Origin of the sequence: Aphanothece microscopica RSMan92, assembly GCF_046613545.2 — a bacterium.
GTDB lineage: Bacteria > Cyanobacteriota > Cyanobacteriia > PCC-6307 > Cyanobiaceae > NIES-981.
Map to the genome: position 1 here is coordinate 22,894 of NZ_JBKKKY020000023.1, position 17,711 is coordinate 40,604.

A 17,711-nucleotide genomic window follows, 5' to 3' on the forward strand; every position below is an offset into this window, starting at 1 on the left:
ATAGGGGCTGGATTCATTGATAAATCTGCAGCAGGTCGCTTCTTCCGGTCAGTTGCACGATGTCATGAAAGAAGTCAACAACTCCATCAGACTTGTGATGAACCTCTCGCTCTTGCCGTTGGCCGTGGGGGGGGGGGGGGTGAGGACCTTTTATTCATTGCCTTCATTCGGAGTCTTCATTCGAATGGCTTTAGCATCCTACGCCTCTTGTCAGACTTGTTGAGTGAACCCTCTTGCTTTGCATCCCTCGGCGCTGAAATCCCTCGCCGTCGAGCCATGCCACTCCGCGGCTTAGGTGCTCAACTACGCCAAACAGCCTTCGCCGCGAAGATGATCTGGGAACATGGCTGACGGGTGGCCTCATCCACCGCCAGATTCAACGTCATCTGGCCCTCACCCGGTGAGCTTCCCTCCGTGGGTCATGGATCACCCGGGACAGCAGTCAAGTCTGCTCGCAGGATGCCGGCGATGGGATGGTGTACGTCGCTATCGACAACACCACATGCCCTGCATCGGTCAAGTGTTCGACAACGAGCAGATGGCCACGCCGGCTTGGTTCCTGGCCCATGCCGTCGGGTGGTCTTCAGACCTGGGCATCAACTTTCGCCTGATGCTTTCCGACATGCATCGTGGGCGTGCCCCTTCAGCCAACGGGCGCAGGACCTGACACGCATTGGGTTTCAAACCCATCAGCATCAAGGCATTGCAGCTCCGGACCACCATCAGGGACGAGCTTCCCCTCAGGACTCTCTTGGCTGGATGGGCCCACGTCATCGGCTAGCATCCACAGATGGCATGAAGGCAAGAGCTTATCTTTCCCGGATTGCAGGGTATCTATAAATGCCAGAGACGTAACAAGGCTCTCGCTTGTCCCAATTCCAGCCATGTCTTGCAGCGGTTGATTTCGCTCAATCAAATGGTGAGCAAACAGAGTCGGTTCGACGCAATCAACTCCATCTCCTGGCTGGCGGCACTTCGAGAACAGCTCGAGTCGATGAAGAGCAGTCGTCGTCGACGGCTTCGCTCTTTGGCACCCGCCGGTCTGGCCGCCTTCGCCCCATCTCTCGCTGAGCGACCACACACCCTCCTCGACCTGGCCAGCAACGACTACCTGGGGTTGAGTCGCCATCCCCAGGTCATCCTCGCCGCCCAGGCAGCTGCCGCCAGCGAGGGTGTGGGGGCAGGGGCCTCACGCCTGGTCACCGGCACCAGGCCGGTGCACAGCGCGCTGGAGAGCGCACTGGCCAGCTGGCTGGGACGGGAGCGGGCGCTGCTGTTCCCCAGCGGCTTCCAGGCCAATCTGGCCGCCGTTGCTGCCCTCGCCGATCGCCACAGCCTCGTGCTGGCCGACCGGCTGATCCACAACTCGCTCCTCACCGGCATTCGGGCCTGCGGTGCTGACCTCCGGCGCTTTCGCCACAACGATCTGGCCGACCTGGCCCGGAGGCTGGAGGCCGCCCGGCGCCGCCGCTCCGACCAGCGGTTGGTGGTGCTGAGCGAAAGCCTCTTCTCCATGGAGGGCACCAGCCCGGACGTGGCCGCCCTGGCAGAACTCTGCCACCGCCACGATGCGGCCCTTGTGCTCGATGAAGCCCATGCCCTCGGCATCCTGGGGCCGGAGGGTCGTGGGCTGGGCCACGGCCTCGACTCCATCGCGCTGATCAGCGGCACCTTCGGCAAGGCCTTCGGCAGTGGCGGGGCCTTTCTGGCCGGAGACGCCACGGTGATGGAGTGGCTGCTGCAGACCAGCGGCGCCTTCCGCTACACCACCGCCCTGGGGCCTCCCCTGGCGGCCGCGGCCCTGGCCGCCCTCGAACAGATCCAGGCCACCAACCCGGGGCCGGCCCTGCTGCAGCGGGCCCGGCGCTGGCGTGATGCCCTGGAGGCCGCAGGCTGGCCTCGGCCCCCCGGGGATGGGCCGATCCTGCCCCTGTTGATCGGAGCTGATGCCGAGGCCCTGGCCCTGCAGGAGCGGCTCGAAGCAGCGGGACTGCTCACCGTGGCGATCCGGCCGCCGACGGTGCCGGAGGGCACGGCGCGGCTGCGGCTGGTGCTGCGCCAGGATCTGCCCAGCGGCACCCTGCAGCGGTTGCTCGACGCCCTTGGAGCCGGCCCGTGCAGCTGATCGCCATGCACGGCTGGTGCGGCGATCATCGCAGCTGGGCCCCGTTCGAAGCCCAGGCCCGCGAGCGGGGCTGGGGCTGGCAGAGCCCCGATCGGGGTTATGGGCCCTGCCCGCCCCTGGCTCCCGCCTGGCCCGCTCAGGGAAGGCGGGTGGTGCTCGCCCATTCACTCGGGCCCCATCTACTCCCGGCGGAGCTGCTGCACCAGGCCGAAGCCGTGGTGCTGCTCGCCAGCTTCGGCCGCTTCGTGCCCCTGGGGCCGGGAGGCCGCCGGCTCAGGGCCGCCCTGGCCGGCATGGCGCGGGAACTCCAGGGCCCCAACCCGGAGGCGATGCTGCATGCCTTTCTCGAGAAGGCCGCCGAGCCCCAGCCGATCAGCCGGTTGCCCGCCACCATCCTCGAGGCTCCGCTGACCGCGGCCGGCCGCCAGCGCCTGCTGGAGGATCTGGCCCGGCTGGAGGCCACCAGCGGCCTGCCCTGTGGATTCCCATCCCAGGCCCCCTGCCTGATCGTGGAGGCCGAACGGGACCAGATCGTGCTGCCCCAGGCGCGGCAGCTGCTGCGTGAGGCCTTGCCGGAGGCCGATCGGCTCGAACTGCGCGGGATCGGCCATTGTCTGCTGGCGGACTCCCTGGTGGATCAGGTGATCGGGTGGATCGAACAGCTCTGAGCCAGCCCGAGCCCTTCAGCCAACGGGTGCGGCGCGGCTTTAACCGCCGTGCGGAGTCTTATGACCGGCACGCCCGGCTGCAACGGGCCATCGCCTGGCGCCTGGCCCGGCGGCTGCTGACGCTGCCCCTGCCGGTGGGGCCTGGGGCGGATCTGGGCGCCGGCACGGGCCTGGTGGGGCAGAGCCTGGTCCGGCAGGGCTGGCCCCACCACCTGCTCCAGCTGGATGCCAGCCCCGAGCTGCTGGCCCGCAATCCCCTGTCCGGCAGCCATGGCAGCCAGGTGTGGGATCTGAACCGCGGCCTACCGCCCGACCTGGCGGGTGCGGCGCTGCTCACCTCCAGCTTCGCCCTCCAGTGGCTGGAGGAGCCGCTGATGCGGCTGGAGCAGTGGTGCGGGGCCCTGGCTCCCGCCGGCTGGCTCGGGCTGGCGGTACCGACGGCGGGGAGCTTTCCGGAGTGGAGGGAGGCCGCATCCAGGGCCCAGGTGCCCTGCACCCTGCTGCCCCTGCCCGCAGCCGAGGCACTGGAGACCCGTGCCCAGACGCTGCTCGAGCTGAAGTGCTCGGAGCGGATGCGCTTCAGCCTGCCCTGCGCCGATGGCCGCACCTTCCTGGGCCAGCTCAAGGCGATCGGTGCCGGCAGCACCACCGCCGCTCCCCTCGCCCCGGGCCAGCTGCGGCGGCTGTTGCAGCATTGGCCCAGCTCCGGAGTGGCAACATGGGAGGTGATGCTGCTGGTGGGCCAGAAGCGCCCGTGAGCCCGGCGCCGGCCCTGCGGCTGGTGGTGTGCGGCACCGACACCGATGTGGGCAAGACCGTGGTGAGCGCATGGCTGGTGCAGGGTCTCGGGGCCCTGTACTGGAAACCGGTGCAGAGCGGGCTGGAGGGAGGCGGTGACCGGGGCCGGGTGCAGGCCCTGCTGGATCTGCCGGACGAGCGGCTGCTGCCCGAGGCCTACCGGTTTCAGGCCCCGGTCTCCCCCCACTGGGCGGCCGAGCAGGAGGGTGTGACGATCGAGCCCCACCGCCTGGAGATGCCGGCCGTGGCAGGTCCCCTGGTGGTGGAGACGGCCGGCGGCCTGCTGGTGCCCCTGCGCCGGGACTGGCTGCAGATCGATCAGCTGCAGCGCTGGGGGCTGCCCGTGGTGCTGGTGGCCCGCAGCGGGCTGGGAACCCTCAACCACACCCTGCTCTCCCTGGAGGCGCTGGCCCAGCGCCAGATCCCGGTGCTGGGCCTGATCCTCAACGGGCCTGCCCACGCGGACAACCCGCGGACCCTGCAGGAGCTGGGGCGCGTGCCTCTGCTGGGCCACCTGCCGCCACTCGAGCCCCTCACGGCCTCAGGGCTGGATCAGGAATGGCAGCGCCAGAACATCCTCCATAGATTGCGGAACTGAAACAGATCCCTGGTACCCGCGAGGCCACGCCATGGACCGGCGCAACACCCTGGTCAGCCTGGCCCTGGTTCTGCTCTGCGGCGGCATCCTGGTGGTGTTCACCGACGTGGAGCTCAAGGTCGTGCAGTGGGTGAACTGCGGCCCCCTGGCCAGTTCGGAGGCGCGCCGAGCACCGCTCTGTCAGTGATCGATCGGTCCGTGCGTGTGATGGTCACCCCTGCCATGGGTCAGGGGCCGGCAAGGATCGCCGCCTCCGCATCCGCTCGCGAGAGGCCGTAGGGGAACTGGCGCACACAGGCCTGGCCATCGGCGTGCCAGCTGACCCGCAGATCCTCCACCTCCAGTTCGATGCGGGCACTCCACTCCGGGCGGTGCAGATCCCAGAGACAGGGATCGGAAGGGCGCTGCACGGCGCCCAGCTGGCGCAACCAGGCCTCCAGCTCCGGCAGCGGGTGGTGGTACAGGGGCGTCTGGTCGGCCGGCAGATCAGGCATGCCCTTCAGGTTGTCAGGTCGGGTGGTCAGGTCGGTGGCCACCAACTGGGGGAACGGGCCAGCTCCATCCCCCGGGCAAGGGCCAGACCCACCCCGAGCACCAGGCTCAGGAGCAACGCCACCCCGAGCAGCAGGAGCGCCAGCCACTCCCCACCGGACAGGGCCCGCCTCACCGGCAGGGGGCGGGTGAGGGGGATCGGGCCCACCGGGCGGGGAACCGGGGCAGGGGCCACCCGGAGCAGCTCAGCGTCGTAGATCCGCCGGGCCTCCGGGTTGCTCAGCACGGCATAGGCCTGCTGGAGGCGCTGGAAGGCCTGGGCCGCTTCTGCAGCCGGCAGGGCCGTGGTATCGGGGTGGTAGCGCTTGCTGAGGCTGCGGAACGCCTGCCGCAGCTCCTCGGTGGTGGCCGAGCTGGGCAGCTGCAGCAACGCGTAATGGCTGAGGGCGGGGATGGGGGCGTCGCCAGACGGTGAGCCGGGGGGCAGCAACGGCAGAGGGGCCGGTCTGCGGGATCCTAGGAATCACATCCCCTCGATCTGCGGATGGCTGCCGCTTCCGGATCCGCGCTGCCGACCGTCGCCGATCGCGACGCCCTCTGGGAGGCGCTGGGCTGGCGGCCGGAGCCGGCCCAGGTGGAGCGCTTCGGCGCCCTGCAGCAGCAGCTGCGCGAGTGGAACGGCCGGCTGAACCTGACCCGTCTGGTGGAGGGCGATGACTACTGGATCGCCCAGGTGTTCGACAGCCTCTGGCCGCTGGTGCCGCTGCTCTCGGGGCCCCACCGCGACCAACCGCTCGAGCTGATCGACGTGGGGACCGGCTGTGGGGTGCCGGGGCTCGTGCTCGCCCTGGCCCTGCCCCAGGCCCGCCTGACCCTGGTGGACTCGGTGGGCCGCAAGGTGGAGGCCGTGCGGGCGATGGCGGCGGCCCTGGGCCTGGAGCAGCGCGTCTGCCTGCGCTGTGAACGGATCGAGCTCACCGGCCGCGCTCCGGAGTGCCGGGGCCGGTTCGACTGGGCGGTGGCCCGGGCGGTGGCCCGGGCCCCTGTGGTGGCCGAGTACCTCGTCCCGCTGCTGGCGCCCAGCGGCCGGGCCCTGCTCTACCGCGGCCAGTGGTCGGAGCAGGACCAGGCGGACCTGGAGCGGGCCTGCCACCAGCTGCGGGCGCGGATCGAGACCGTGCAGCGCCGTGAGCTCCCCGGAGAGCGGGGTCTGCGCCATGCGGTGTGTCTGGCCCCGACCGCCAGCTGTCCGGGCACCTACCCGCGGGCCGTGGGGATTCCGGCCAAAGTCCCCTTGGGCCAGGCGGTCTGATCCGCTGGGGAGAGGAGGCTCAGTCGGCGGAACTGAGGCGGCTCACGGTCTGCCCGCCCAGGCGATCCCGCAGCTGGCGCAGCACCGCCGGAATCCGCTCCCGCCAGGGACTCGCCGCCAGGGCCCCGAGCAGCTCCTGCTCACTGACCGTGTGGTCGAGGCCATCGGCGTTGGCCCCCGGGAACCAGTGGCCCCCCTGGCCCAGCAGTCCGTAGCGGGCCCTGGCAAAACTCTCGAGATCCCAGGCCTCCAGCAGGTTGTGCAACCACAGCAGCACCGGGAGGTTGATCTCCCCCGGGGCCTGGCTCCAGTCCGGCAGCCCCCGATCCCAGCTGGCCAGCCAGTCGGCGCCCAGGGCTTCGTGCCGGGCCTGCTCCAGTTGCTCCACCACGCCGGGGAGCAAGGCGTCGGCCTGATCCAGCAGGGCCACCGCCTCGAGATGGCGATCGAGATCCTGGGGCCCGGCCGCCCCCAAACTGATCGTGTGGACGCCCGGTGCGCTCAGGCAGAACAGATCGTTGAACACGATCGGGTGCAGGGGGGCGCACAGATCCAACAGCCGCTGGGATGGGCTGTGCAGGTGTCCGCCCTTGTCGGTGGGGCTGATCACGAAGACGCCCATGTCATGGGCCTGGGCCAGATCGATGGCGGGCCGGTTGTCCTGACGGATGAAATACCAGTGCAGGTTGATGTAGTCGAAGGCGTCGGTGGCGATGGCCGCCTGGATCAGCTCCAGGCTGGCGTGGGTGGAGAAGCCCACATGGCCGATCCGCCCCTCCCCCTGCCAGCGCCGCACCACCTCGAGGCAGCCCCCGGGCCGCAGGGTGTGCTCCAGGTGCTCCGGCAGGTTGATGCCATGGATGGAAAGCAGGTCAACCCGCTCCACCCCCAGGCGGCGGAAACTGCGGGCCAGCTCGGCTTCGAAGGCCTGGGCATCGGCCTGGGGGGGCACCTTGGTCTGGAGAATGCGCTGCGGATCGGGCAGCTCGGCCAGCAACCAGCCCAGCTGCCGCTCGGAACTGCCGTAGTGACGGGCCGTTTCGATGTGATGGAGGCCCGCAGCACGGGCCTTCTCGAGGGTCGCCCGCAGGTTGGCCTGGCTGGCCGCCGTGATCTGGTCAGCCGCCAGGTCGCTCCAGCTCTGCTGGAAACGCATGCCCCCCAGCGAGAGCACGGGCATGGGCAGCTCGGTGCGCCCGAAGCGGCGGGTGGGAATCATCGCCATCGCCTCAACAAGCCTCAGCCGGGATCCCGCCGGGGCAGGGTGCGCCGGATCCGGGCGGGATTGGGGAATCCCAGGGGCTGGATGTCCTGCTGGGAGAGCTGTTCGGCCAGGCCCGGCAGGTCCTCGTAGGCCACCCAGTGGATGCAGTCCACCGGACAGGTGTCGATGGCCTCCTGAATGGTGTCGGTGCTGTCGCCGTCCTGGCGGATGGCCCTGGAGCGCCCCCAGGTCTCCTCCACCAGGAAAGTGTTGCCCGCCACGTGGGCGCAGTAGCGACAGCCGATGCACACGGCCTCATCCACCCAGACCGCCTTCTGACGAAGGGCTCCACCCAGCAGGGGCTCGAGGCCGCTGGGCTGGCCCTGGGAATGGGTCGGCGCTGCCGTGAAGGCCAGGGCCGGGTCCGCGATCGGGGGCTGGGGGGGAGGCAGGCTCACCCTCAGGCCCAGCGGGTCACCACCAGCTCGATGCTGCCATCGGCATGGCTGGTCTGCTCGCTGACCTGAAAGCCCTCATCCGCCGTGGCGGCCAGGATGCTGCGCAGGGCGTAGCGCTGGTTCAGCTGGGCGAGGAAGCGCTCCACGGGCACCGGCTGCTTCCAGAGATCGAGGTCGGTGACGAGCTCGTAGCAACCGCTGGAGGGGTTGAGCCGGAAGCCGATGTCGGCACCGTTGATCTGGCTGATCGCCAGATCCGCCAGCTCCGTCTGCCCCCGATAGCCACGAACCGGCCGCTCGCCATCGGCGGGGGCATGGCCGAGGTCGATGAGAGCAGCAAGCAGAGCCTCCCGGTCGCGGAGCTCGGTCTTCAGGGTGCTGAAGTGGGACATGGTCTCGAGGAGGCTGGGACTCAGGAAAGCTGGGTGGTCTGGGCTTCGGGCTGGTGCTGGGGCGTGACCTGGTAGGCCTCAGCCGTGCTGAGACGCTGCTGGACAGCCCCAAGGCGGGCTTCGATGCCCTCGGTGAGCCGCTCGCAGCCCTGCCCCTGCACCCCCTCCACCAGCTCTTCGACCCGGCCATCGGGCCGGATGCGGAAGCGGATGGATTGCTGTGCCATCCCAGAGCGGCGCGCAGTGGGCGGATGCTAACCGCGATTGCCGATCGCTGGGATCAGGCCAGCAGGCCTTCGTCCACCAGGGTCTGGAGGCGCTCGAGCACCTCGGGCTGCTCCAGCTGCTCCAGGGCCAGCCTCGCTTCGTCCCGCACCCCCGACTCGGCGTCGTGGAGCATGGTCTGGAGCAGGGCCTCCACCACCTCCTGCTGGCGGGGCTCGACCAGGTCGGCGTAGAGTCGTCCGAGCCCCCAGGCGCTGTTGCTGCGCACCGCCGGCTCGCTGTCGATGCGCAGGCTGAGCAGCAGCTGGGCGGCGGCCGGGTCGGCCTTGGCCGGGCCCGTGCCGCCGGCATCGGCCAGGGAACTGGCGGCCCAGAGCCGCACGGCCGCGATGTCCACCTGCAGGGCCCGGATCAGGGGATTGAGCACGGGAGCCTCCGGGTAGTTGCCCAGGCTCCAGGCCACCGCCTTGCGCACATAGCCGTTGTCATCCCCGGCGAGGAGGGCCAGCAGGGGCTCCACCGCCTGGGGGCTGGGGTTGCGGCCCAGGGCATAGACCGAACTCATCCGCAGGATCGGACAGCTGGCGGCCAGCAGGGGCAGCAGCAGAGGCACGGCCCGCGGGTCCCGGTGCTCGCAGAAGATCCGCAGCCCCTGCATGCGCTGGTCGTGGTCTCCGGCCAGCAGGGTCAGCCCAAGATCACACTCCGCCGCCACGTCGGCACTGGCGGGCTCTCCGCCCTCGAGTTCATCGAGCGGGTCGCCCAGCAGCTCCTGGGCCAGCTCCTGGGCCAGCACCTCCGGGTCGAGGTAGAGCTCCTGCGGACTCTGGCTGAAGGGTCCATCGGGAGGCGCCTGCTCGGCTGGCGCCGGCTCAGGGGGCCAAGAATCGGATGGGAGGGGACTCACGGAAGCTGCTCAGCCCATCGGAGCGGGAGCCGCCATGTCTCCCGGGAGCCAGATCCGGGCACTGACTGCGAACAAGGCCAGAGCGAACAACAGCACAATCGCAGCCGGCAGCAGGAAGGAGCGGAAGAATTGCACGGGGGGAGCTGGCCGTTCGCCGCGGCCATCATCACCCCTGCGGGGTCAGGCCCAGCAGCCGTCGCAGGCCGCCCTGAATCCGGGCGCGCTGGCGCAGGGCGAGCACCCCCAGCACCGCCACCACCAGGCCGCCCCAGCCCCAGACGGGGAGCTTCAGCAGGAAGCCACCCAGCCCGAGCAGGGCACCGAACAGCACCGCACAACTGCAGATCAGCTGGCTGATCAGGTCCAGCAGGGTCTCCTCGGGCTCCACGCCCGTGCGCTGGCGCCAGTGGCGCCAGCCGGGGCCGGCGGGGCGGACCTGGCGCACGAAGTGCTCGAGCACCTCGGGAGATTCCGGGGGGGTGGCGAGCATGGCGAGGATCCAGATCAGGGCCGTGATCCCGGTGGTGATCAGCAGCCGCTCGCCGTAGTCGTCGACGCGCAGCAGGGGCACCACCGAGGTGGCCAGGCCCACCAGGAAGCCCCCCACCATCGCCGCCAGCTCGGCGGCCGCATTGATCCGCCACCAGAACCAGCGCAGCACCAGCACCACCCCGGGGCCGGTGCCGATCGCGATCACCAGGCGAAACACCGTGCCGATGCTGTTGCTCAGCAGGGCCGTGATCACCCCAAGCACCACCAGCAGCACCGAGGCCAGCTGGCCGATCAGCAGCAACTCCCGCTCGGAGGCCGACGGTCGCATGAACCGCTGGTAGAGATCCACCGTGAGGTAGCTCGCCCCCCAGTTCACCGCGGTGCTCACGGTGCTCATGAACGCGGCCACCAGCGACACCACCACCAGCCCCAGGGCCACCGGTGGCAGCAGACGGACGGCCAGCAGGGGATAGCTCTGTTCCCAGTCGGTCTGCTCGGGCAGCAGCACCACGGCGGCCAGGGCCACCAGGATCCAGGGCCAGCTGCGCAGCAGGTAGTTCACCCCGAGAAACACCCAGCTGGCCACGCGGGCCTCCCGCTCGTTGCGGGTGGCCAGCAGACGCTGGATGAATTCGCCGCCCCCGTCGCTGCGGCGGAAGCTCCACCACTGCAGGGCGATGTAGGCGCTGAAGGTCGCCACCGAGATGCCGGCCCCTTCGATCCACTGCAGGCGACCGTCCTGGAGATGCCAGGGCACCAGGGAGAGCAGTTCGGGCCGATCCAGGGCCCGCAGGCTCTCAAGCATGGCGTCCATCCCCCCGGCAGCCTGCACCGCCACCACGGCGACGGCCGTGGCGCCCATCAGGGCGAGCACCAGCTGCACCATGTCGGTCACTACCACGGCCCAGAGCCCCCCCGCCGCCGTGTACACGAGCACGAGCACGCCCACGATCGCCAGCAGCGTGAGGCGGGCCCGGGGGGTGGGGGCCAGGCCCAGGGCCTCGCTCACCTTGGCCATGGCGAGGAAGGCGTAGCCGATGCCGATGCAGTTGATCGGCAGGGCGAAGAGGAACGCCTTGATGCCCCGCAGCCAGGCCGCGGTGGCCCCGCCGTAGCGGAGCTCCGTGAAGGCGGCATCCGTGAGCACACCGCTGCGGCGCCAGAGGGGGGCGAAGACCACCGCCATGGCCACGTGGGCCACACCGAAACTCCACCACTCCCAGTTCCCCGCCAGACCGCGGACCCCCACCAGCCCGGCCACGTAGAGGGGCGTGTCGACCGAGAAGGTGGTGGCGGCCATGGAGGCGCCGGCCAGCCAGCCCTTCAGCTGGCGGCCGGCCACGAAGTAATCCGCCTGGTCCCGGTTGCGGCGGGCGAGCCAGAGACCGAGCACCAGGCTGGCCACCAGGTAGCCGATCAGGATCAGCCAGTCGATCGTCGCCAACGCCCTCGCCTCCGGTGGGCGCAGTATGAAGGCGTGGTCCGATGCCGGCCGACCAGACCTGCCCGATGCAGAACAGCTTCTTCGCCGACTCCCTCGACCAGGACACGGTGCGCCGCCGGATCCTGGGCCTGGAGCGGGGGCTGGTGGGCTTCTACAGCATCGGTCTGTACCCCGCTTCCCTGGCCTACAACAGCGCCATGCACGGCGGCGGTGATCGCCTGATGCTGGCCCCGCGGCCGGGGCGAAGCCTGTTCGGGGCCTTCTCGGCGCGGGATCTCTCCGGCATGGACCCGGCCCACGTGGCCACCATGGAGCGGATGCTGCGGCACGAGCGGAATGGGCGCCTGCAGGAGAACACCCTGCGGGACCTGATCGAGCACTGTGATCTGGTGGTGCTGAGCGCCAACAGCAACCACATCGAGCAGGACCTGCTCGAGGCCTGCGACCTGCGGCGGGAACTGGATCGCGAGCAGGTGGTGCTGGCCTGCCTGGCCGGTTCGTTCAGCCACGATCCGCTCCGGAACGATTCCTACGTGCTGTGCGAACGCCAGCCGAATCTGGCCTTCTTCTCCGGCTTCCACCGGCACGGTGCCCTGCGGGATCCGGTCGACAGCTTCACCGCCAACTTCTGCCATCCGAATGCCATCACCGCCCTGCTCGGGGCCAGGCTGCTGGATCGGCTATCGCCAAACATCCAGGTGTCGCCCGGCGTTCACAACGTGGAGGCCCAGTACATCAAGGCCGCCAAGAACATCTCCTCGATCTTTGCGGGCTTCGGCTACGGCTACCACGCCGAGAACACCGGCATCCTGCCGACCCTGCTGACGCTGCTGCTCGACCAGTGCCTGGATCAGGCGTCGTCCGTGTCGATGCGCCGCCGGGACCGGCAGCGGCTCTACGGCCGCCAGCCCTTCCCGCTCACTGAGCTGGGTTACGGCGTGCAGCGAATCGAGGCCACCCTCAGCCGCGGCGGCGACATGGAGAAGGTGCGGGACCACACTTTCACCCAGCTGACGGCGATGGTGGCCGATGTGCGCGGCAGCATGATGCTGCCGGTGTTCGGCAAGCCGACCCGCAACTTCCAGGCCGGCCAGATCCTGGCCGAGGGCATGCGCACGCTGGGGCGCTGCCCCCACGACGTGGATGAGTTCGAGCAGTGGTGTGAACAGGCGGGGGTGAAGAAGGGTGGCCTCGAAGGCCTCAAGGCGCTGCGCTTCTGGCCCCAGATCCTGATCAACTATGGCCTCCAGGTGCACGACGCCTCGATGGTGAACCTGCTGTACATGGCGATCTTCGGCAAGAGCGACACCAAGGCCATCGCCTTCCGGGTGATGACCGAGAGCCGCGAACTCTCGAACTACTGCCAGGAATCGGTGCGGCCCTCCCACAGCCGGCGCTATTCCGAGGCGCTGCAGAGCCTGGAGCGTCCAGAGTCGCTGGATCTGCTGGCCAACGCCGTGATTGCGGACAATGCCCGCCGGGCGATTCCTGATGACACCAACCAGGACGACGGTGGCGCCAGTGAAGACACGCCAGCCTATTTAAGAGCCATGAATGTGATCGAGAATGTGTGGTGAGCGGCTTGCAGAGAGAAACCAACGCCCCATTTACAGCGACCCACGCCTTCTGCCATGGTAAGATGTGACAATAAAGATTGTTACGCATGCTCCGCTGGTCCTCAGCCCAGCCCCTTCCGGCGCACCTGGAAGAACTGCTCGAGCAGATCGGGGCACTGCGCGACAACTGGTTCAGCAGGGAATCGGGATGTGTGCTGGTTTACATGCCGCCCCATTGGCTGATCAGCACGGGGCGCCTGCCCCATGCCGCCATCCTGGCGAGTTACCAGCTCACCCTGGATGCCACAGGAATCAACCAAGCGAGTGCGGTGAATGGCGAGAGGCTGCTCAGCTGCAGTGCCGATCAGTTGGCTGGCTGGCAAGGTGATGGCCCGCTGCCGGGATCCGCTCCCCTGGCCGCCCCACCACCCCTTGTGGGGGCGATGACAGCCTTGATCCTCGAGACCGAGCCAAAGCTCGCTGAGCTCTATCACAAGCTCGAACGAGCCTCCACTCATGGAATTTGCGAGGCCGATCCCCCTTACACCGCGCTCTTACGCGGTTATTCCGCCACTACTCTTGTACAGAACTGGAATCAATTGATTCGGGCCAGCGAAAGCAGCAAGCGCAAGACTGCACCCTTAGCGCAACAGGATCTCGATCGGGAGCGGGAGACGATCCAGCGCCACATACAAGTCTTAAACCATGAGCGGGTGATACTCCAACGCCGCATGGATTCACAAAGCATGAAGATCAGCTGGTTGCGCAGCATGAATGAACAGTGCCTACTTCTGCTCCGCGACCATGCCCAGCTGTCCAGGCGAATCCGGGGTCTGACGAGTCGGCTCTTGCACGCCACAGCACAGAGTGAAAGCCTGCCGGCGCAGGACGGTTGACCGCATGATCCCGTCCGAGCCTGTATCCAACAGCCTGACGATTCAACTCGTCTGCATCGGTGACGCACCGGGAGTTGCAGCCAGCCTGGAGAGTCTCATCCTGGCCCAGGCCAAGGCGGGCCTGCAGACCGAGATTCAGATCGTGGCCTGGCGGTTGAGCGCTGCGGGTGTGGCCTCCATCACGGCCTGTACGGCCGAGGTCCCGACCCTGAGCTGGTGGGAGGGCGACGCCAGCACTGAAGTGGCCGCGCTCAAGCAGGCCACTGCCAGCGCCCAGGGCAGCTGGATCTGGTGGCTGGAAGCCGGAGACCTGCTGCAACCCAAAGCGCTGCGAAAGTGGAGCCACACCGTGGCCCACCACCCCGAGGCCCTGATGGTGGTCGGCGATGGCGAACATCTCGATCGATCCGGCCGTGCACTCAAGCGCCACGGCGCCTTGGCCGCCTCGACCGGGCTTCGAACGGTGGTCGAAGCAGGCCTCTACTGCCCAGGGGCCGTGAGCTGGCGACGGGCACTCGAACTCCACAGCCCATCCCCACCTCAGCATCTGCCGCATTGTCACCGCGACGCGTGGCTGTTGGAGGTGCTGCGGCAATGTCCAGAACGTGTGGTGGTGACCCCCGAGCTTTGGGTTCGGACCCGCCAACACAGCGACTGGCAAGGTGCTGGGCGTTGTCGTCAACGAGCCCTGGAGTTCTGTTCCCAACTACGCGGGATCTGGGCAGAGGTCCCCCTGACTCCCCTGAACGAGTACGGGTTCCAGCTCTCCAACAACCTCGCCACACCACCCAGCGGGAAGACCATTTTCGAGGAGCTCGAATGGGTACTGGAGGAGACAAAGCCCCTGTTGGGCGTTGAGGGCTCAACTCGGCTGGCCCAGGACTGGAGCCTTGATGCGCTGAAACGTCCCTGGGAGGAACGGCTGGATCAGGCCTTGGTCGAAGGAGGCCTGGCTTCCGTCTGGAGCGTGACGTTGGTCCTTGACATGTTGTATCCAGACCTCAAGGAGCTCCCCCACCACGGCCTGTGGGGATTGCGACGTCTGGCGGACTTGGTCGTACGGGCCTGGTGGCCACGGCTTCGGCTGCTGCGGCAGGACACGCAGCTGGTGAGGATACTCAACAGGCCTGTGCATGGGCTGCCGCTGATCGCGGTGCTGCACTGGTTGCTTGAACCGGAGCTGCAGCATGCATTTCATCTGGCTCAGGAACTCGATTCCTTTCGTTCCTGGTGGCGGGAGCGAGCCAGGGATGTGTTGCCCCAGATGAGCTTCAACGAAGCCGGGGAGATTGAGGCCGAAGCCATGCCCGAGGACGCAAGGGTTCCGCGGCAACAGCGTCCCTTCGGGGTGAACCTGATCGGCCACGCCTTCGAGGTGTTCGGCATCGGAGAGGATATACGAATGGCCGCCCTGGCCCTGGAGAGCGCGGAGGTGCCCTTCTGCGTTGTGAACGTGCCGGCCAACAACGGCGCCCCGGCCACCGACCGCAATCTTCAGCCCTATGCCGTTGCGAAGAGGGAGCCGGGACCTTACCGGTTCAACCTGGTATGCCTGGCTGCGCCAAGCCATGCGGCCTGGATTGCCCGGGAGGGCATGGCCCAACAGCGGGGGCGAACCACCATCGTGGCCTGGCCCTGGGAAACCGAAACATGGCCGAAGGCCTGGGAGTGCGTGATTCCGCTGGCCGATGCCTTCTGGCCGTCCACCACCTTCACGGCCACGGCCCTGGAACCCTTCAGTGACCCTGATGAACGGCCGTTGCAGGTGATGCCGATGGCCGTACACATCGATCATCCGGAACAGTACCGACAACCCGGGCGCCGCCTCGGCACCCGCCAGCGCTGGGGCCTGGATCCCGAGGCGCGTCTGGTGCTGTTCGTCTTCGATGTGAAGTCCTCACTGGCCCGCAAAAATCCCAGGGCAGCGATCGCGGCCTTCCAGCGAGCCTTTCCTCCTGGGGGACCTGAGAAGGTTCAACTGGTGATCAAAGCACTACGGCCCATGACGGTGAACGAAACCTGGGAGCAGCTCCAGCAGCAAGCCTCGCTGGATCCACGGCTGAAGATCATCGAGGCCGACCTTGAGCGCTATGAGCTGTTGTCGCTGATCGGGGCCTGCGATGTGTTTCTATCGCTGCATCGCAGCGAGGGATTCGGGAGGGGGATTGCGGAAGCCGCGCTGCTGGGGCTTCAGGTGGTGGCCAGCGACTTCGGCGGGAACCGGGACTTCTGCGAAGGACCGAACTATCATCTGGTGCCCTGCAGCCCGTGGACCATTCCAGCTGGGGCCTATCCGGCTGCGGAAGGGCACCTCTGGGGGGATCCTGATGCAGGAGCTGCAGCAGAACAACTGCGCATCGCCATTCAAGCCAATCATCAGACTTTAGATAGCACGACAGCTCAATTCACTGCAAACACGACAGGACGTCGCTATCACCGTTGGCTGGCCATGGAATCTATGGGTTGCAGAAATATTAGGTGACTTCCCTTTATCTGTCCAGGCCCTATCACAGTGGGTGGTCGTGGTCATGTGGCAGCGCCGAAGGGTCTGAGAGATGAACTCCCAGCATGTGTTGCTCCGGGTGAACGCCGGTGCCGGGTAGAAGCTGGTGGGCTCCTCCAGCACTGCCACCACATCCTTGGCTTTGCTGCGCCTGCCCACCTGGATGGCCAAGCAGAGGCGGCTGTACTCGTCGATAGCCTTCAGGAACTTGGGTCTGTCGCCGTCGGCTGTGGCGTAGAAATGGAAGTCCATGGCCCATACCAAATGGGAATACTCGGCCCGGTTACGCCGCACCAAGCCATCCGCGCACCGTGCGCGCCTCTGCTTTCTCGGACCCGGCCGTTGCAGGCCATTACCCCGCCAGAGCCGCTGCACCCGCTTGTGGTTCACCATTCAGCCCTCCCGTCGCAGCAGCCGATGGGCCATTCGGCGACCCCAGCGGATTTGATCTGCGGCGATCTCCCGAAGCCGATGCAGGAGCTTGGCCTCCTCGATCGAGACAACCTTATCGTTGTTGCGTTTCGTGCTGCGGTGCTGGCCCACCACCCGGCAGACCAGGCGCTCAGAGGCCCGGTAACGCTCCTGCAGGACCTTGACAGCCTTTCGGCGCCGTTCCGGGCTCAGAAGTTTCCCTTCGTACCGAAAGGTGCACTTCTCAGCGCGACAAGGTCCTACTGCTGCGCAGAAGCCTGCGGCTAGGAGCCTGTCGCACGTTGCGCCGAGGGCAGAGCGCCAGCATTGAGCGCTGGCGATGTCGGAATGCCCGCCCACGGCCCTGGCGACATCAACCACGCCCTCAACCTGTTGCCACTGATGCCATGAACAGCTTGAGCAGGTTGTGGTTGGTGGCCATCAGGGCCCATTCCCCGTTCACCTTTACCAGGCCTCGTAACCGGAAGCGATCCAGGCGCCTGGCACCTTTGATCTGACCGAACACGGGCTCCACGATCGTCTACTCCTTCGGAGAAGCTTTCGCCTAGCGCAGGGGGTAGATCGCCTGGCCGGCCTGAGAGCGCAGTTTTCGGTCCATCCGCCCTCGGGCATCCAGATCCCGGGGCGCAGGACCCCGTGAAGGCCTGGGCCGCTGGCCGTGCTGCTGACGGCTGGTGGAGATGTAAGCGTTGAGCTGCTTGTCCTCGCAGGCTTTCAGGTTGGCGGTGCTGCAGTAACCGGCATCTGCGATCAAGGCATCCGGCCGCTGGCCGGTATTGGCCTCGATCCGCTCCAGCATGGGCAGCAGGTGCACCGCATCACTGGCCTGGTTGCTGACGCCGATGGCCACGATCACCTGGTGGTCGCCATCGACGGCGGCCTGAGCGTTGTACCCCTGGATCCAGCCGTCCGCTCCCTTGAGAATGTGGCTGTCGGGGTCGGTGAAATTCCGCTGCGCGGTGGGCTTGGGGTTTCCGATTGCATCGGTGGGGAGCGTGCGCTGCGGCATCGTCAAGGGATCGGTACCGGCAGCGGCGGCAACGGTGCTGAGATCCAGGCCCGCGGCCTCGGCCTTCTCAATCGCCAGCTTCTGGGCGTCATCCGCTCGCTTGCGCGCACCACGGCTGCGACGTGATGCCCGCTTGCTGCGCTGCTCATCGCCACTGGCCTCGGCCTCGACTGCCTCCTGCTCCGCAGCGTCGGCCTGGT

21 protein-coding genes are annotated in these 17,711 nt (G+C 67.7%); 10 read left to right on the plus strand and 11 right to left on the minus strand.

What is annotated here, in order from left to right:
* The first annotated feature begins 502 nt into the window (after positions 1–502).
* The 6 genes from ACLD7X_RS08415 (at position 503) to ACLD7X_RS08440 (ending at position 4,376) form a co-directional block, all read left to right on the plus strand.
* Positions 503–667 carry a hypothetical protein gene (locus ACLD7X_RS08415; protein ID WP_425625131.1) on the plus strand — a complete coding sequence of 55 codons (165 nt, stop codon included), beginning with the start codon at positions 503–505 and terminating at the stop codon, positions 665–667.
* A 249-nt stretch (positions 668–916) separates the two neighbouring features.
* Positions 917–2,125: an aminotransferase class I/II-fold pyridoxal phosphate-dependent enzyme gene (locus ACLD7X_RS08420; RefSeq protein ID WP_411423108.1), complete on the plus strand. Its 1,209-nt coding sequence runs from the start codon at positions 917–919 to the stop codon at positions 2,123–2,125.
* Entirely contained in the window at positions 2,116–2,793 is a 678-nt protein-coding gene (locus ACLD7X_RS08425) for an alpha/beta fold hydrolase (protein ID WP_411423109.1), read from the plus strand. Before ACLD7X_RS08420 ends, ACLD7X_RS08425 begins: the two co-directional genes overlap by 10 nt.
* Complete coding sequence (locus ACLD7X_RS08430; protein ID WP_411423110.1) at positions 2,775–3,551, plus strand: methyltransferase domain-containing protein; 777 nt, start codon at positions 2,775–2,777, stop codon at positions 3,549–3,551. The genes ACLD7X_RS08425 and ACLD7X_RS08430 overlap by 19 nt, the downstream gene beginning before the upstream one ends.
* Complete coding sequence (gene bioD, locus ACLD7X_RS08435) at positions 3,548–4,189, plus strand: dethiobiotin synthase (protein ID WP_411423111.1); 642 nt, start codon at positions 3,548–3,550, stop codon at positions 4,187–4,189. The genes ACLD7X_RS08430 and bioD overlap by 4 nt, the downstream gene beginning before the upstream one ends.
* A gap of 31 nt (positions 4,190–4,220) precedes the next feature.
* On the plus strand, positions 4,221–4,376 hold the full coding sequence (locus tag ACLD7X_RS08440; protein ID WP_411423112.1) for a hypothetical protein: 156 nt from the start codon (positions 4,221–4,223) through the stop codon (positions 4,374–4,376).
* Between the two features lie 40 nt (positions 4,377–4,416).
* Here ACLD7X_RS08440 and ACLD7X_RS08445 read toward each other — a convergent pair whose 3' ends face one another.
* Together ACLD7X_RS08445 and ACLD7X_RS08450 are read right to left on the minus strand one after the other, a co-directional pair.
* Entirely contained in the window at positions 4,417–4,725 is a 309-nt protein-coding gene (locus ACLD7X_RS08445) for a DUF3143 domain-containing protein (RefSeq protein WP_411423113.1), read from the minus strand.
* On the minus strand, positions 4,710–5,171 hold the full coding sequence (locus tag ACLD7X_RS08450; RefSeq protein ID WP_411423114.1) for a J domain-containing protein: 462 nt from the start codon (positions 5,169–5,171) through the stop codon (positions 4,710–4,712). The genes ACLD7X_RS08445 and ACLD7X_RS08450 overlap by 16 nt, the downstream gene beginning before the upstream one ends.
* 54 nt (positions 5,172–5,225) lie before the next feature.
* Between ACLD7X_RS08450 and rsmG the strand changes: the two genes are divergently transcribed.
* Complete coding sequence (gene rsmG, locus ACLD7X_RS08455) at positions 5,226–5,993, plus strand: 16S rRNA (guanine(527)-N(7))-methyltransferase RsmG (RefSeq protein WP_411423115.1); 768 nt, start codon at positions 5,226–5,228, stop codon at positions 5,991–5,993.
* A gap of 19 nt (positions 5,994–6,012) precedes the next feature.
* On the opposite strand, the gene ACLD7X_RS08460 is transcribed toward rsmG, so the two are convergent.
* From ACLD7X_RS08460 to ACLD7X_RS08485, 6 genes are all read right to left on the minus strand, one after another.
* Positions 6,013–7,209, minus strand: a complete 1,197-nt coding sequence (locus tag ACLD7X_RS08460) for an aldo/keto reductase (protein WP_425625133.1) — start codon at positions 7,207–7,209, stop codon at positions 6,013–6,015.
* A 23-nt stretch (positions 7,210–7,232) separates the two neighbouring features.
* Positions 7,233–7,628, minus strand: a complete 396-nt coding sequence (locus ACLD7X_RS08465; RefSeq protein WP_425625134.1) for a ferredoxin — start codon at positions 7,626–7,628, stop codon at positions 7,233–7,235.
* A 29-nt stretch (positions 7,629–7,657) separates the two neighbouring features.
* A complete protein-coding gene (locus ACLD7X_RS08470) occupies positions 7,658–8,047 on the minus strand; it encodes a DUF1257 domain-containing protein (protein WP_411423117.1) in 390 nt (129 codons plus the stop codon).
* 20 nt (positions 8,048–8,067) lie between these two features.
* Positions 8,068–8,274 carry a DUF2997 domain-containing protein gene (locus ACLD7X_RS08475; protein WP_411423118.1) on the minus strand — a complete coding sequence of 69 codons (207 nt, stop codon included), beginning with the start codon at positions 8,272–8,274 and terminating at the stop codon, positions 8,068–8,070.
* A gap of 53 nt (positions 8,275–8,327) precedes the next feature.
* Positions 8,328–9,179 carry a HEAT repeat domain-containing protein gene (locus ACLD7X_RS08480; protein WP_411423119.1) on the minus strand — a complete coding sequence of 284 codons (852 nt, stop codon included), beginning with the start codon at positions 9,177–9,179 and terminating at the stop codon, positions 8,328–8,330.
* A 166-nt stretch (positions 9,180–9,345) separates the two neighbouring features.
* Positions 9,346–11,115, minus strand: a complete 1,770-nt coding sequence (locus tag ACLD7X_RS08485; RefSeq protein ID WP_411423120.1) for a sodium:solute symporter family protein — start codon at positions 11,113–11,115, stop codon at positions 9,346–9,348.
* Between the two features lie 41 nt (positions 11,116–11,156).
* On the opposite strand from ACLD7X_RS08485, the gene ACLD7X_RS08490 reads away from it, so the two are divergent.
* The 3 genes from ACLD7X_RS08490 to ACLD7X_RS08500 all read left to right on the plus strand — a co-directional run bounded on the left by ACLD7X_RS08490 (position 11,157) and on the right by ACLD7X_RS08500 (position 16,049).
* Complete coding sequence (locus tag ACLD7X_RS08490; RefSeq protein WP_411423121.1) at positions 11,157–12,692, plus strand: hypothetical protein; 1,536 nt, start codon at positions 11,157–11,159, stop codon at positions 12,690–12,692.
* 86 nt (positions 12,693–12,778) lie between these two features.
* Entirely contained in the window at positions 12,779–13,567 is a 789-nt protein-coding gene (locus ACLD7X_RS08495) for a hypothetical protein (RefSeq protein ID WP_411423122.1), read from the plus strand.
* A gap of 4 nt (positions 13,568–13,571) precedes the next feature.
* Entirely contained in the window at positions 13,572–16,049 is a 2,478-nt protein-coding gene (locus ACLD7X_RS08500; RefSeq protein ID WP_411423123.1) for a glycosyltransferase, read from the plus strand.
* A gap of 414 nt (positions 16,050–16,463) precedes the next feature.
* On the opposite strand, the gene ACLD7X_RS08505 is transcribed toward ACLD7X_RS08500, so the two are convergent.
* The 3 genes from ACLD7X_RS08505 to ACLD7X_RS08515 form a co-directional block, all read right to left on the minus strand.
* Positions 16,464–16,616, minus strand: coding sequence for a hypothetical protein (locus ACLD7X_RS08505; RefSeq protein WP_425625132.1), 153 nt, complete (start codon positions 16,614–16,616; stop codon positions 16,464–16,466).
* A gap of 250 nt (positions 16,617–16,866) precedes the next feature.
* Positions 16,867–17,016 (minus strand): transposase, encoded by a 150-nt coding sequence (locus tag ACLD7X_RS08510; protein ID WP_411423125.1) that lies wholly within the window; start codon positions 17,014–17,016, stop codon positions 16,867–16,869.
* 30 nt (positions 17,017–17,046) lie between these two features.
* Positions 17,047–17,711, minus strand: a 665-nt coding sequence (locus ACLD7X_RS08515) for a transposase (RefSeq protein ID WP_411423126.1), incomplete at its 5' end; no start/stop codon positions are given.

What these genes read in the sequence shown, in the direction of transcription:
- ACLD7X_RS08475 (WP_411423118.1), bottom strand. Translation starts at nt 8,274, where the DNA reads ATGGCACAGCAATCCATCCGCTTCCGCATCCGGCCCGATGGCCGGGTC.
- ACLD7X_RS08495 (WP_411423122.1), top strand. Translation starts at nt 12,779, where the DNA reads ATGCTCCGCTGGTCCTCAGCCCAGCCCCTTCCGGCGCACCTGGAAGAA.
- ACLD7X_RS08490 (WP_411423121.1), top strand. Translation starts at nt 11,157, where the DNA reads ATGCCGGCCGACCAGACCTGCCCGATGCAGAACAGCTTCTTCGCCGAC.
- rsmG (WP_411423115.1), top strand. Translation starts at nt 5,226, where the DNA reads ATGGCTGCCGCTTCCGGATCCGCGCTGCCGACCGTCGCCGATCGCGAC.
- ACLD7X_RS08440 (WP_411423112.1), top strand. Translation starts at nt 4,221, where the DNA reads ATGGACCGGCGCAACACCCTGGTCAGCCTGGCCCTGGTTCTGCTCTGC.
- ACLD7X_RS08420 (WP_411423108.1), top strand. Translation starts at nt 917, where the DNA reads ATGGTGAGCAAACAGAGTCGGTTCGACGCAATCAACTCCATCTCCTGG.
- ACLD7X_RS08470 (WP_411423117.1), bottom strand. Translation starts at nt 8,047, where the DNA reads ATGTCCCACTTCAGCACCCTGAAGACCGAGCTCCGCGACCGGGAGGCT.
- ACLD7X_RS08415 (WP_425625131.1), top strand. Translation starts at nt 503, where the DNA reads ATGCCCTGCATCGGTCAAGTGTTCGACAACGAGCAGATGGCCACGCCG.
- ACLD7X_RS08500 (WP_411423123.1), top strand. Translation starts at nt 13,572, where the DNA reads ATGATCCCGTCCGAGCCTGTATCCAACAGCCTGACGATTCAACTCGTC.